Source organism: Phocaeicola faecalis (genome assembly GCF_021730445.1).
GTDB classification, from domain to species: domain Bacteria; phylum Bacteroidota; class Bacteroidia; order Bacteroidales; family Bacteroidaceae; genus Phocaeicola; species Phocaeicola faecalis.
Map to the genome: position 1 here is coordinate 50,505 of NZ_JADNRM010000016.1, position 13,303 is coordinate 63,807.

Below are 13,303 nucleotides of genomic sequence, written 5' to 3' on the forward strand. Positions count from 1 at the left end.
GCTAATCGGCAAGAAAGATTATCGGGCACAGAATGTATAGACATTTCCTCCAAAATCCGCCGCAATCAATACGTTACCAGAAACAGCGACAGAGCTGAAAACAGGTGCTCCGGTAGCATATTTCCAAATAATCTTTCCATCACTTTTATTGATGCCATACACCACTCCGTCCGAAGCGGTCACATAAACGGTATTTCCTGCCAGCACCGGACTGGTTTCAATTGTTGCCGCCCCCTTGCGGGTATAAGGACAGGTATAGACCAGTCCTGCTCCCACCGGACAAACCCATTTTTCTTCCAGCGTTTCATTGTCCAGCGCAATCAGTCCCTTCTCTGCTGAACCGAAAATAATCTCTTTGTCGGTAAGCAACGGAGTGGAAGTCACATCTACATTATAAGGCAAAGGTTTGCGGACAATCACCTTTCCGGTAGTTGCTTCGAGAATAAAGAAAGATTGGTTGGAGATAAGATACAACAACGAACCATGCATGGCAACCGATGAGCCGCGATTACGCAAGCCGTTATCACTGGCTTCCCACAATTTCTTTCCAGTTTTGGCATCATTTCCATAAAGTGCCCGCCACTGTACGGAACCGATTAAAAGTCCGTTGCCTTGTGTCAGTGTGGTAGTAGTTCCTTCACCCTGTCCCCAATCTTCATTCTTCCAGAGCTGTTTGCCGGTACGGGCTTCATACGCACCGAGTCCTTTTCCCGCTCCGGCATACACGATACCGTCATTGGCCACCAATCCGTCAATCAATGCAGGCAAACCGTTGACAGGAAGTTGTTTCTCCCAACAGAGTTTTCCCGTTTCCGCATCGATGGCATAAAGCCAACCTTGTGCATCTTGAGCGAAAACCACACCTTTGTCTATTGCAATCGTGTTCTTTATGGAATTACGGACCGGATAACTCCACAGTATTTCTCCGTCTTCTCCGGCCAAGGCATAAACATGACCTTCGCCTTTCAGATTTTCGTCAACAGAAGCAATATATACCTTGCCATTGTGCACCAAAGGAGAAGTCATATAAATATTGGCTCCTACGTTCTTCGTCCAGGCTAATTGCAGAGGGGCTTCCAAAGGCGGGCAAACCGGAGCGACATGGGCAGAAGTTCCCAACAAGTTATTCCAGTCGGCACCCAATGACACTTTCACCTGTTCCGGTTGGACAGTAAAGACGCTTTCGGCATAAGCGGTTTCACCATTATTAAAACGAGCCGTCACCTGCAGGGTCAGTTCCTTATCTTGATACTTGGCAGACAGAGGCATATCCCCCTTCCAGGTCCAGTCGGTAGCCGGAGCGAGTTTCTTGTTTTTGAGTATGGCTTTTCCGTCTTGCAGACAACTATAAACCACCTCTTTCACCGGAGTTACAGACGAATAAACATTTACCGTGACAGGAACACGATTGGCAGAGGCAGTACCTGCAGGAGAAGCGATGCAGATATTCTTATCCAAATAAGAATAACGGAGTTCGGAAGTGAAATCACCGTTCTTATCCACGTGCATTACACGGAAAGCACTGGTAGAATGGTCAATCCCGCCCTTATCCAATGTAGCGGTAGACACACTGTACACATCTCCTTGCTTCTTTATATAATTAATGTGCCAATGACCATATACCCACGCTTTCAGGTTATGTTCGTTCAGGTTAATGCTACCTCCGTTGTCTCCTTTAAAAACAAAAGTGTCATCATAAGTCAGCAAGTCATGGTTAAACACCATGATAGGCGTTCCGGGTTTTACATGGGCAAGGTCGTTTTTCAGCCAAAGATAAACATCCTCACGAGTATAACCGGGAGCATGGTCACCGCCTGCCATCGGAGTGACAATGTAATGCACGCGTCCGGCGTCAAACGAATAATAGACAGGGCCGTAGATATTTTCAAAAAGCTCTTCACCGTATTTACCTTTGACAAGGTCATGGTTTCCGATACAATAGAAGACTGGGCAATCCATATTCTCCGTATTCATCAGCTTGATATGCTCTTTCAGCCCTTTCTCATAACAGATATCACCGGTATGAATAATAAAAGCGGCATGCTCATTCGCTGCATAGTCACGTACATTATTTACCCATTCATCATGATTCTTGGTATTGAAAATCTCTGTATCGGCAATATGAATATATTTATGGGAACCATCCTTACCCAAACCTCCGTCATAAGGCATCAGCCCAAAGTCGTAAGAAGCCTGCTTATCCTCTATCTTATGATAATGGCGGTTATAGGTCTTATAACCGGAAGGAGTAGTAATAAAAATAAAACGTTCCCTGGCATGACCGGGAAGCGTAAAACTACCGTCAGCAGCTGTTTCCACCACATTCAGCCCGTCAGATACCTTGACACCGGACATCGGTTTCTCTCCCTTATCAAACACACCGTTCTTATTCTTGTCTACATAAACATGCCCGGTGTATGCCGCCATCACAGGAAAAGAAGCAGCCAACAGGCAGGAAATTAAAAAAGTCTTTTTCATCAGTATATATTTAATTGAATAATCATACAATCTATTTCAAAACAAATTCGGACAAAACAAATCCATGGTCAGAAGGATAGAAGAAATCCTCTCCCTCAAAAGTGAATGTCTTTCCCAGACTGTTATCATAACACTCTGAAGTAGTGGCCTGTATGGTCTTTCCCTGATAATAGATAAAGTCGATACGGTCTGCCCGGCATTCCGTTTCCAAAGAGTCCGCGTCAGTCAGCCAGGTCACTCCCAACTTGGCCGCCGCATCAGGATTCATTTCGCGGAAACTATCCTTAAAGCCGGCTTTCTCCATCGCAACAGAAACCGGCCAACGCACGACTGCCCCGCCGTGATTATACAAATTTCGCGTCTCTTCTGTCCAGTCCAAATGCGAATGTACATTGAAATCTCCCCCCATGATGACAGGTATGCTATCGGCCTCCGCCAGCATCGGTTTCAGTACGGAAAGAATCTTCCGTATCTCGTCATCCCTCGTTCCGGCAGTCTCCCAGGCCAGAATTTCTTCTTCCGACTTGTCGGTGGGAGCCAAGCGCATATCGGGCAAATAATGCAACCAAGTGTCGAAGATGCGCACCGGAGTGCCATCCATATCAATCTTTACTCCGCCAAAGTTAAAAGTGCCGATGCTATCGGGGAAGGCATACTTTTCAACTATGGGATAACGACTGTAGATACATAGATTATTGGAAATTAAATGATACTGATATCCCAGTGAGTCAGCCACCATCGGAGCAGCGCCGTATGTCTCTACCATCAAGACCACATCCGCCCCGCTCTTCTTGAGAATACCGACAGTACCTTCACATCCTTTTCCCGGATAAGTTTTAGAGTGACCGCCGTGCCACACATTCCATGAGAGAACTTTCAGTTTTTTAGGAGTATCCTTTTGCGGCGTACAAGCCACGCAACATAGCAGGCAAAGTGCTGCCATAAACATCATCGTTTTTCGTGTTCGCATAATTGATTAGCTTCGTTTTTCATGTAACAAAGGTAGTACAAAAAGAAAACCGCACAAAAGAAATATACCATAAATATGGTATTGTTTGTCTGAACATCAACCCCTATCTTTGCATTATTAAAGATAACCCACTAATAATTCAAAAGATTATGGCAAGAATAAAAAAACAATTGACTGAACTGATTGGAGGCACTCCCCTCCTGGAACTGTCACGCCTCAGTAAAAAACAAGGTGCGAAAGCACAAGTAATTGCCAAACTGGAATATTTCAATCCCGGCGGAAGCGTAAAAGACCGTGTCGCACTTGCAATGATAGAAGACGCGGAAAGTAAAGGCATCCTGAAACCCGGTTCGGTAATCATCGAACCCACCAGCGGCAACACAGGTGTGGGATTGGCGTGGGTTGCCCGAGTAAAAGGTTACAAAGCCATACTCACCATGCCCGAAACCATGAGTCTGGAACGCCAGAATTTATTAAAAGCGGCAGGTGCACAATTGGTGCTGACCGAAGGTGGCAAAGGAATGAAAGGGGCCATAGAAAAAGCGGAAGAACTGCGCAAGGCCACACCCGGAGCCGTCATTTTAGGCCAGTTCGACAATCCGGCAAATCCTGCGGTTCATGTCCGCACCACCGCCCGGGAGATATGGGATGACACCGATGGGGAAGTGGATATCTTTGTTGCCGGAGTAGGAACCGGAGGTACATTGACCGGTGTGGCGGAAGGATTGAAAAAACAGAATCCCAACATACAAATCGTAGCAGTGGAACCGGACAACTCCCCTGTCCTTTCGGGCGGGCAACCGGGAGCACACAAGATACAAGGTATCGGCGCAGGGTTCGTCCCCAAGATATACAACGGAAGCCTGGTAGATAAAATAATCCGTGTAAAAGACGATGATGCCATCCGCACAGGACGCGAATTGTCTTCCACAGAAGGACTGCTGGTAGGAATCTCATCGGGAGCTGCCGCCTATGCCGCTTTGGAACTGGCTAAATTACCCGAGAATGAGGGGAAACAAATTGTAGTCCTCTTACCCGATACAGGAGAAAGATATCTGTCGACCGTGCTCTATGCGTCCGAAGAATATCCGCTGTCTAATAATCATTGACCCAAAACATAAAAATGAACATAGCTGCATTAATTTCAGGAGGAGTCGACAGCGCGGTTGCCGTACACCTCCTTTGCGAACAAGGATATAAGCCCGACCTTTTCTATATCAAAATCGGAATGGACGGTGATGAAGACCTCACCTGCACCGCAGAAGAGGACATCGAACTGTGTACGGCTACCGCACGCAGATACGGCCTCAACCTGAATATCATTGACCTGCACCGGCAATACTGGGACAATGTCGTGGCATACACCATCGACAAAGTGAAGCGCGGCCTCACCCCCAACCCGGATGTAATGTGCAACAAACTCATCAAATTCGGATGCTTCGAGCAGGAGGCCGGACGTCTGTATGACAAGACAGCCACCGGCCATTATGCCAGCATCCTTGAAAAAGACGGGAAAATATGGCTCGGAACCGCACAAGATTCAGTCAAGGACCAAACGGATTTCCTGGCACAGATAGATTATCTGCAAGTATCCAAACTGCTGTTTCCCCTTGGCGGACTGATGAAAAATGAAGTCAGGGATATTGCCTTGCAAGCCAAACTGCCCAGTGCACGGCGCAAGGACAGTCAGGGTATCTGCTTTCTGGGGAAAATCAATTATAATGACTTCCTTCGCCGCTTTTTGGGCGAGAAAGAAGGAGCCATCATTGAAGTGGAGACAGGAAAACGGATTGGCACCCACAAAGGATATTGGTTCCACACCATAGGACAGCGCAAAGGGTTGGGACTGAGCGGCGGACCGTGGTTCGTTATCCGCAAAGATATAGACGAGAACATAATCTATGTTTCACGCGGATATGATACCGAAAAGCAATACGGTACAGACTTTGCCTTGCGCGGTTTCCATTTCATCACGGAGGACTTATGGAAGGGAAATTCTCCTGTAGACGTTTCTTTCAAAATCCGGCATACCGATACGTTTATGAAAGGGATACTGACACGGGAAGATGACCTGTTCCGAATCCACAGCCACGAACCTTTGCAGGGCATTGCACCCGGACAGTTCGGCGTACTATATGATAAAGATGCGGAAATTTGTGTGGGAAGCGGTGAAATCATTTTGCCATAGCCTATTTCCTACACTTTTCCTCGTGTTCCCTTTATGTGTTTTTTTCAGAAACAAAAAAACGAATAAATTCATCTTATTTTAATTTCTCTATCTAAAATCTATCTGCTAAAAGAATGCTATCCGATTAATCTTACTACCTTTACCGTTCGAAAAAGGGAATAATACACATAAAGACAATCTCTTTATAAGAATAAAAGGACAAAAATATGATAAAATCGGTAGCTTTCTTTTTCCTTCTCCTACTCTGCCTCAATGCATGCAACGAAAAGCCCGTTCAACATGCACTCAGCACTGCTGATAGTTTGGCCAACATGGTGCCGGACAGCGCCATCCTCTTTTTGGAAAACCTTAAAGAAGAAATGACTACCGCCCCCGAAGCCACGCGGATGTATTACCGCCTGCTCTGTATCAAGGCCAAAGACAAAGCATATATCCTTCACACCACGGACAGCCTTATACTCCCCATCCTGAACTACTATATAGAGAAAGATGACAAGCGCCATCTGCCCGAAGCCTACTACTACGCCGGCAGAGTCTATTGTGACCTGGGAGACGCTCCACAAGCATTACCCTATTTCTACAAAGCAATGGAAGCCCTGCCCCAAAATACGGAATCACCGCTGAAAGGCAAGATATACAGTCAGATAAGCTACTTGCTGCTTTCTCAAGAACTCTATGAGGAGGCACTGGAAGTATTGAAGGAAGGGTATCAGTACGGTTTATCGAGAAAAGACAGTATCGATATGCTGTTCTGTTTGAGGGATATAGGAAGTGCCTACCGTGGACTGGAGAAGCCGGACAGCACCTTGCACTATTTCAGGGAAGCAAGAAAGCTGGCCTATGCCATGGACAACCAGCGCATGATAAACATGATTGAAAGCCAGGTTGCAGCCGTCTGCATACAACTGGAAGACTGGGAGAATGCCAAGCAAGCACTGGACATCGCCATCACGAGTTCCTACCTTCCGGGATTGTCGTCCACTTATTCCATTGCCGCAGAGTACTACTACCGCACCGGACAACCGGACTCCACCCTCTACTATTGCAAACGGATAGAAGATGTAGGAAATGTCTATGGCAAAAGGAGCGCCTACCTGCACATGGGAAACATATCTCTGGAGCGCGGTAATCCAGAAGCAGCAATGAAGTACCTCAATCAATACCTTCTATATAACGACTCGGTAGCAAAACTGGAGAATTTGGAAACCACCCGCAAGATGCACGCCATCTACAACTATCGGGTGCGGGAGAAAGAAAACGATGCACTGAAGACTGAAAATATCCGGAAAACACAAATCATGATGTATGCCATCGCATCCGGCCTCATCCTGCTCCTGCTCTTCTTGCTATACTGGCAGCATACCCGCCGGAAACAGTTACTGCTGAATGCCCAACTGGAAGATATCAAACGCCTTAAAGAAGAACAATACCAAAAGAGTACCCTCTTCATTGAAGAAAACAAGAAGAAGATAGCCTTTCTGGAACAACAACTGCAAACCCTCGGCGAAACGGACAAAGCACTGGGGGAACAATTGCAAATGCAAAAGGAACTAACCCTCTATGCCAACAAAAAAGCCGAAATAGAGAAAGACGAACAGCGGATGCTGCACTCCGTCATACAGAAATCGGACATCTACCGGTTGCTCAAAGAACAAATCTTGCCCGACAACCGCCCCATAACCCGCGAAGAGTGGAAGGCATTGGAAGAAACCGTGAACGGTGTCTATGACGACTTCACCGGTAAACTGAACCGATACCACAAGCTCAGCGAACACGAACTGCACATCTGTCTGCTGCTCAAGATAAACATGTCGCCCGTAGAAATCGCCCGGCTGACCAGTCACACCAAAGAATCCATCTCGTCTGCCCGCCGAAGACTCTATGAAAAGGTATTCAGGGAGAAAGGAGCTCCCGGAAAGTGGGACGAATTTATAGCATCCTTATAAGTAGTCTTCATCCAAAATGCACACTATATGCACACTCTCTAATGAGTCATACTTCAATGATATTGCCTTTATTTGTGGTGCTAATTGAAATCTGTATCATGCCGGAAAGGTTCTTATTGCAGAAGCGCAAAAGGTATCCGGAAAGATTCACGCTAATACCATTGGATTATGAACATTAGAACTATATTGATTATGGGGCTGCTAAATACGTTAGTACCAGTTTGCAATGCACAAAGAAAACTTACAGAGCAAGAGCAAGCAGATATAGATACTTTTCTTTATTTACAAGCCAAGCACGAAGCAGAGATAAAAACTTTGATTACGACTGACACACTGTACTTGGTGGACAGGAAACATGTCTATGCCTACAAGGGTTACCATATTTCCTACGACAATACCAAAGTAATCCCTTTGACCTCCAAAGAGAAGAAGACAATTACCGACGCATATAGAAAAGGAGCATTAGGCTTTTTAATTAATAATGACATTATTAATTATGCTGTCATTCCCCCATTCAACAGTTATTTATTTATTGCCGGGAACACATTTATATTATCTTATAACTATGGGATATTCAAACACGAAAGCTTTGAAGAATATGATATTACAATTTCCAATAAATGGAAACGGAAAGTAGAAACAATCATCAAGAAATACTGTCCTGAAAGCTTTTCCCAAAGCGAACAGTATTGAAATGCACACTATATGCACACTCCCAAACGACTTCTGATTCAATAATATTGCTTTTCTTTGCCGGGAAATAGATAATTCCCAAAACTATTATGGTATGAAGAAAATGTTTTTAATGTTCCTCCTATGCGGAGCGACCCTGCTGAACGCATCAGCACAAGAGAAAGTATATCAAATAGACGAAGTATCAGTCATCAACTATGGCGACGGACGATTACTGTTCCGCCAACAGAATAAAGAAAAAGCTCTCCTGCAAGGCGAGCACCGTATCATCGACGGTTATCATTCAGAATACCTCATCGCCAACTTCAAGGACGGAATGTTTGACGGTCTTTACCGACACTACAAAAACAATATGTTAATTGAGGAAAGTACTTACAAAAACGGTAACTTGGACGGCTATCGTAAAGCGTTCTATCCGGACGGCAAAACCTTGGCGCAGGAATCTACCTTTATAGACGGAAAGATGAACGGCATCATCAAGTCCTATTATCAGAACGGACAAGTGGAAACCGAAGTCAGCTACCAAATGGGTGTACAGGACGGACCGGACCGACGTTACAGCGAAGATGGAAAACTGCTTCTGGACACTTACTACAAAGACGGACTGCCGGACGGCAACTGGGTGGAACACATCACAAGCAACAGAGGTGACTACACATGCCGCCGTAGCTTTAAGAACGGAAAAATGACAGGAGAATATTCCAGAATATGGGCAAGCGGAAAGCCACGCGAAAAGGGTACTTACAAAGACGGCAAGAAAGAAGGTGTCTGGACAGAATACCGCGACGACGGAACGCCATCCGTCTCGACCACCTACAAGGCCGATGAGAAAACCGGGGAAGAAAAGCATTACTTTACCAACGGAAAGGTAGAGACCTCCAGAAACTTCCTGAACGGAAAGCGTGACGGCATCAGCCGTGAATATTACAGCAACGGCAAGTTGAAATCGGAACGCACTTACAAAGCCAACAAAGAGGAAGGCCCCTACAAGCGTTTCTACGAAGACGGAACTTTGCGTGAAGAAGGACGTTGCGAAAACGATACAGAAGTCTATCGTAAGGAATATTACGATAACGGCAAACTGAAAGCCGTAGCGGAACGTCCCAACGGCAGCGGTTCGTGGACTACACTGGAACGGTATGACCGTAACGGAAACAAGCAATAAAACGCGTTTGCCGAGAATAATCAAGAGGCTGCTCATCGGTTGTTTCCCGGTATTCGGTATTTGCATGTCTGCTTGTCCACAGGAAAAATGTAATGTAAAGCAAGACATTTATCAGCTACAACAAGGATACGAGCTTTGTGTCTTCTTATCACCGGACAGCATACGCAGGTTCACCTTAAAGCATGGGGATGAGACGCGATTGATTGAAGAAGAACCCCTAGAATGCACACAAGCTGATAAATATGCTTTGCGTTACAGCGGAATGGATTTCGAAAAGTATTTCGTATTAGACCGATGGGAATCACAATACACTGTTCGTTTGTACCTATACGAGAAGAGTACCGGAAAGAATCTCTTCAAGGACAAACTGTATTATGAAAGCGGTTACGACACCCCGTCAGACCTATTGCTCTACCGGGATGCCGACGACAAGACCAACCCCGATGGAAATTTGACCTTACTCGACTTGCAGACGTTGTCCGAAACGGAAATAGACATAAGACAGTTTATTCCTAAAGGAGAAAGCCCCGTCTATTACCAAGCAAATTTTGAGATAAGCAAGGTAACCGGTGATTCCGTCTATATCACCTATCATACTGAAGAACCGGTCAGTCATCCGTATCTTCTATATAAAAGAGAACGAACAGAAGTAACTGAAAATAAGTAAGGCACATGAATCCGACCAAAAACATAAAAGTATTATCGATTACCATTGCAGTCATTCTGACTGTTCCATTGGTACTCAAAGCCCTGCAAGATACGGATGACTGTGGGTCGGCAGCAGCTTTGGCTGTTCTATGGGTAATAGCAGCTTTTGACCCTTTATGTCCCTACGGCATAGGTTGGCAAATAGCAGCATGGATGTCATTAGTAAGTTTTACCATCATACTGATTGCATCCGTATGTAAATGTACCCCTATTAAACGAATACTGATTTTCTATAGCATTATGCTTATCATATATATTGTAGTGACCATGATTTTAGACGCAAAGTTACACCCGGGCGAATTCCCCACCAATATTGATAAGCAGATTTATAAAGCATTAGCTTGTTTAATCGTATGCCGCATCAGTTGTTCTTATGCCCGTTACTATATAGGCAGTGCATGGCACGGCGTATTGGCACTACTACTCTACCTTAGTATGGGCACCATCGTAATTATAACACAGGAATATTAATAAATAAAATGATTAGAATGAAAGCGAAACTAATTTTCTATGGCACCATGATTGCCATATACACAGGAATAGTGATAATAAGCATGACAATAGCTTCTTTCTCAGGATGTAGTACTACCTCATTCCCGATTTTAGACTACGTTTTTGAAGCTTTGCTGATTTGTCTATTCGTATGTCCTTTCAGTTGCTCTTTTGCCCGACACTATACAGGCAGTGCATGGCATGGCGTACTGGCACTACCGTTATTCCTTATTATTGCAGGGTATATCTTTATATGGTATGATGTACTGGGATTACTACTATTATTCATTATTATCGTAGGAGCTATCATTACAGTACTATTATATCGAAAAGCAAATAAATAGAAGATATGAAAAAAGTAATCATCATCATATCCGACACCAAGCTCATCAGGCTCTTTCCCACAGAAATTCTCCCATACACATTATATAGTGATGACGATTTCAAGTTGAATGAAGAGATAGAACTACGCTTTAATATCAGTAAAAAGGGAGATTACATTTTCACCACCTTTGAACTGGTCGATGATAATGGAGAGGTGATAGACCGCTACATTGTGGGCAGGAATCATGACGAGCCGCCAACTACCAGAGTTACCCCCGTGGAGAGTAAACGAAAATGCCCCATCATCATCGAAACTTCGGATGGAGAAATATATGTGAAACCGGGAGAGAAACATATTTCGTTCCTATAGACACAGGATATCCATAAACTAATTATAAAGACATGAAACTCAATAAACGCATCTTCCTGCTTCTGCCGAGCATAGCAATACTGCTCAATGCCTGCCATCACAACGCCAAACCGCAAGAACACTATGATACGGTTTCAATCACAACATACAACAACACATACGATAGTATAGGCAGACTGGTGAATGTACAAGCCATGGAGAAGCTTACGATATACTACGATAAAGATAAAGGATATACACAAATCTCTAACCGTTTGCAATGGTATCTTCATAGCAATGACTCGGACTATATAGCCACGGAGCTTTCCGGCTCCGATGTAATCACCATTAATTGTCATGGAAACATCAAAGAAGAACTCCATTTGCAAGACGGCAAAGACACCACATTCTATTCTTTCACAAAATATTATGCCAAAGATAAACCGGAATATGCAAAGCATCTATTCATCGGAGAAACTTCCACAGAAAGGGAAGCCTCGGAAAGCTATTTCATTTATGACCACAATGGAGATATCGTCCAAACAACGGACAGCGATTTAATAACCGGAGAGAAAACGGAAAGATACTTCTTCAAAGGAATTACCTACAAAGAAGCCCGACAGAAACTACCCCCTTCCGAATGCAAGCAGGAGATTGTTTGCGAAACTACCACTGCGAACAAAGATACCGTAATTGTCCTGACCAGCATTAACGGCTCACCTCATGAAACCCGGAAAGAATACAAAGACGGAGAACTAAGGATAGAAGTTCGCACTAGGAATATCGAGGACTTATGTCAGATAGACAGCATCTACTACCGGAATAACAGGAAGCTCAAAGAAATACATATCAATTCAAGCCCAAGAAGTAAAAATATAACCGTCTCAGTATATGATGAAAAGGGGCATTTGTTAAAAACTACAAGCAAAGACCAATATAAATATCATATCACTAACCAAAGGAAGAGTAAGCCGTTTCTTAGGGTCAACCAAGTCCTTTTAAACGGAAGATTATTACAGTCTGCTATAATAGACTGTACAGTCCATTGTAGCAGACTGTACGGTCTACGGTAACGGACTATACAGTCCACTGCCGAAGACTGTAGTAATTCGACTGACAGACAGGCATAATCGAAAGGACGAAAATGCTTAGTCCGACTAATGAAACGACTTAGGGAGTTTTAAACGTATGCAGAAGGTTGGATGTCAAACAAGAGGTATATATATAAAAAAACGAGTCAACGTATTCACGTCAGCCCGCAGCAATTAATCTTAAAATCTAATACACATTTTCTTATGAAGCTCTTTCTTCGGTGGGCGTTGACGGATTCGAACCGCCGACCCTCTGCTTGTAAGGCAGATGCTCTGAACCAGCTGAGCTAAACGCCCGATAGTTGCTTTCTCGTGCAATATTTAATTTTTCTTCGGTGGGCGTTGACGGATTCGAACCGCCGACCCTCTGCTTGTAAGGCAGATGCTCTGAACCAGCTGAGCTAAACGCCCGATAGTTGCTTTCTCGTGCAATATTTAATTTTTCTTCGGTGGGCGTTGACGGATTCGAACCGCCGACCCTCTGCTTGTAAGGCAGATGCTCTGAACCAGCTGAGCTAAACGCCCGATAGTTGCTTTCTCGTGCAATATTTAATTTTTCTTCGGTGGGCGTTGACGGATTCGAACCGCCGACCCTCTGCTTGTAAGGCAGATGCTCTGAACCAGCTGAGCTAAACGCCCGAAGGTTGCTTTTATATAAAAACAAGAGGTGAAGATGGAGTGGGCGTTGACGGATTCGAACCGCCGACCCTCTGCTTGTAAGGCAGATGCTCTGAACCAGCTGAGCTAAACGCCCATAGCCTCTTGTTTTCAAAAGCGTTGCAAAGGTATGGTTTTTTTTGATAACTGCAAACTTTTCTCCTATTATTTTTTCATTTATTTTTTATCGTGACTACTAACACGCTGATTAACAAGGTATAAAAATATACAGGGGGGGGCAA

The 13,303-nt window shown here is 44.5% G+C and carries 12 protein-coding genes and 5 tRNA genes; 10 read left to right on the forward strand and 7 right to left on the reverse strand.

All coding sequences use genetic code 11. From position 1 onward, the window contains the following. Nucleotides 1-18: 18 nt before the first annotated feature. Nucleotides 19-2,478 carry an outer membrane protein assembly factor BamB family protein gene (locus IR173_RS13915; protein ID WP_237040201.1) on the reverse strand — a complete coding sequence of 820 codons (2,460 nt, stop codon included), beginning with the start codon at nt 2,476-2,478 and terminating at the stop codon, nt 19-21. Between the two features lie 31 nt (nt 2,479-2,509). Next, on the reverse strand, nt 2,510-3,421 hold the full coding sequence (locus IR173_RS13920; RefSeq protein WP_237040241.1) for an endonuclease/exonuclease/phosphatase family protein: 912 nt from the start codon (nt 3,419-3,421) through the stop codon (nt 2,510-2,512). Between the two features lie 176 nt (nt 3,422-3,597). On the opposite strand from IR173_RS13920, the gene cysK reads away from it, so the two are divergent. From cysK to IR173_RS13970, 10 genes are all read left to right on the forward strand, one after another. Continuing rightward, nucleotides 3,598-4,557: a cysteine synthase A gene (gene cysK / locus IR173_RS13925; RefSeq protein ID WP_237040202.1), complete on the forward strand. Its 960-nt coding sequence runs from the start codon at nt 3,598-3,600 to the stop codon at nt 4,555-4,557. Nucleotides 4,558-4,571: 14 nt separating this feature from the next. Next, nucleotides 4,572-5,636 carry a tRNA 2-thiouridine(34) synthase MnmA gene (gene mnmA, locus IR173_RS13930; protein WP_237040203.1) on the forward strand — a complete coding sequence of 355 codons (1,065 nt, stop codon included), beginning with the start codon at nt 4,572-4,574 and terminating at the stop codon, nt 5,634-5,636. Nucleotides 5,637-5,842: 206 nt separating this feature from the next. Beyond that, nucleotides 5,843-7,582, forward strand: a complete 1,740-nt coding sequence (locus IR173_RS13935) for a tetratricopeptide repeat protein (RefSeq protein ID WP_237040204.1) — start codon at nt 5,843-5,845, stop codon at nt 7,580-7,582. Nucleotides 7,583-7,750: 168 nt separating this feature from the next. Further along, nucleotides 7,751-8,275, forward strand: a complete 525-nt coding sequence (locus tag IR173_RS13940) for a hypothetical protein (RefSeq protein ID WP_237040205.1) — start codon at nt 7,751-7,753, stop codon at nt 8,273-8,275. A 94-nt stretch (nt 8,276-8,369) separates the two neighbouring features. Then, a complete protein-coding gene (locus IR173_RS13945) occupies nt 8,370-9,440 on the forward strand; it encodes a toxin-antitoxin system YwqK family antitoxin (RefSeq protein WP_237040206.1) in 1,071 nt (356 codons plus the stop codon). After that, nucleotides 9,415-10,107, forward strand: a complete 693-nt coding sequence (locus IR173_RS13950; RefSeq protein WP_237040207.1) for a hypothetical protein — start codon at nt 9,415-9,417, stop codon at nt 10,105-10,107. Before IR173_RS13945 ends, IR173_RS13950 begins: the two co-directional genes overlap by 26 nt. A 5-nt stretch (nt 10,108-10,112) precedes the next feature. Beyond that, nucleotides 10,113-10,619 carry a hypothetical protein gene (locus IR173_RS13955; RefSeq protein WP_237040208.1) on the forward strand — a complete coding sequence of 169 codons (507 nt, stop codon included), beginning with the start codon at nt 10,113-10,115 and terminating at the stop codon, nt 10,617-10,619. 17 nt (nt 10,620-10,636) lie between these two features. Next, nucleotides 10,637-10,984 (forward strand): hypothetical protein, encoded by a 348-nt coding sequence (locus IR173_RS13960; protein WP_237040209.1) that lies wholly within the window; start codon nt 10,637-10,639, stop codon nt 10,982-10,984. A gap of 5 nt (nt 10,985-10,989) precedes the next feature. Continuing rightward, on the forward strand, nt 10,990-11,334 hold the full coding sequence (locus IR173_RS13965; protein WP_237040210.1) for a hypothetical protein: 345 nt from the start codon (nt 10,990-10,992) through the stop codon (nt 11,332-11,334). Nucleotides 11,335-11,366: 32 nt separating this feature from the next. After that, on the forward strand, nt 11,367-12,386 hold the full coding sequence (locus IR173_RS13970; RefSeq protein WP_237040211.1) for a hypothetical protein: 1,020 nt from the start codon (nt 11,367-11,369) through the stop codon (nt 12,384-12,386). Between the two features lie 240 nt (nt 12,387-12,626). Here IR173_RS13970 and IR173_RS13975 read toward each other — a convergent pair. The 5 genes from IR173_RS13975 to IR173_RS13995 form a co-directional block, all read right to left on the reverse strand. Beyond that, nucleotides 12,627-12,701: transfer RNA gene (locus IR173_RS13975), tRNA-Val, on the reverse strand. A gap of 39 nt (nt 12,702-12,740) precedes the next feature. After that, nucleotides 12,741-12,815: transfer RNA gene (locus IR173_RS13980), tRNA-Val, on the reverse strand. A gap of 39 nt (nt 12,816-12,854) precedes the next feature. Beyond that, nucleotides 12,855-12,929 (reverse strand) — tRNA-Val (locus IR173_RS13985). A 39-nt stretch (nt 12,930-12,968) separates the two neighbouring features. Next, a tRNA-Val gene (locus tag IR173_RS13990) sits at nt 12,969-13,043 on the reverse strand. 40 nt (nt 13,044-13,083) lie between these two features. Continuing rightward, nucleotides 13,084-13,158 (reverse strand) — tRNA-Val (locus tag IR173_RS13995). Nucleotides 13,159-13,303 lie beyond the last annotated feature (145 nt).

Excerpts from the sequence above, each read along its gene's own strand:
- IR173_RS13915 (WP_237040201.1), bottom strand. The coding sequence starts at position 2,478 with ATGAAAAAGACTTTTTTAATTTCCTGCCTGTTGGCTGCTTCTTTTCCT.
- IR173_RS13920 (WP_237040241.1), bottom strand. The coding sequence starts at position 3,421 with ATGGCAGCACTTTGCCTGCTATGTTGCGTGGCTTGTACGCCGCAAAAG.
- cysK (WP_237040202.1), top strand. The coding sequence starts at position 3,598 with ATGGCAAGAATAAAAAAACAATTGACTGAACTGATTGGAGGCACTCCC.
- mnmA (WP_237040203.1), top strand. The coding sequence starts at position 4,572 with ATGAACATAGCTGCATTAATTTCAGGAGGAGTCGACAGCGCGGTTGCC.
- IR173_RS13935 (WP_237040204.1), top strand. The coding sequence starts at position 5,843 with ATGATAAAATCGGTAGCTTTCTTTTTCCTTCTCCTACTCTGCCTCAAT.
- IR173_RS13940 (WP_237040205.1), top strand. The coding sequence starts at position 7,751 with ATGAACATTAGAACTATATTGATTATGGGGCTGCTAAATACGTTAGTA.
- IR173_RS13945 (WP_237040206.1), top strand. The coding sequence starts at position 8,370 with ATGAAGAAAATGTTTTTAATGTTCCTCCTATGCGGAGCGACCCTGCTG.
- IR173_RS13950 (WP_237040207.1), top strand. The coding sequence starts at position 9,415 with ATGACCGTAACGGAAACAAGCAATAAAACGCGTTTGCCGAGAATAATC.
- IR173_RS13955 (WP_237040208.1), top strand. The coding sequence starts at position 10,113 with ATGAATCCGACCAAAAACATAAAAGTATTATCGATTACCATTGCAGTC.
- IR173_RS13960 (WP_237040209.1), top strand. The coding sequence starts at position 10,637 with ATGAAAGCGAAACTAATTTTCTATGGCACCATGATTGCCATATACACA.
- IR173_RS13965 (WP_237040210.1), top strand. The coding sequence starts at position 10,990 with ATGAAAAAAGTAATCATCATCATATCCGACACCAAGCTCATCAGGCTC.
- IR173_RS13970 (WP_237040211.1), top strand. The coding sequence starts at position 11,367 with ATGAAACTCAATAAACGCATCTTCCTGCTTCTGCCGAGCATAGCAATA.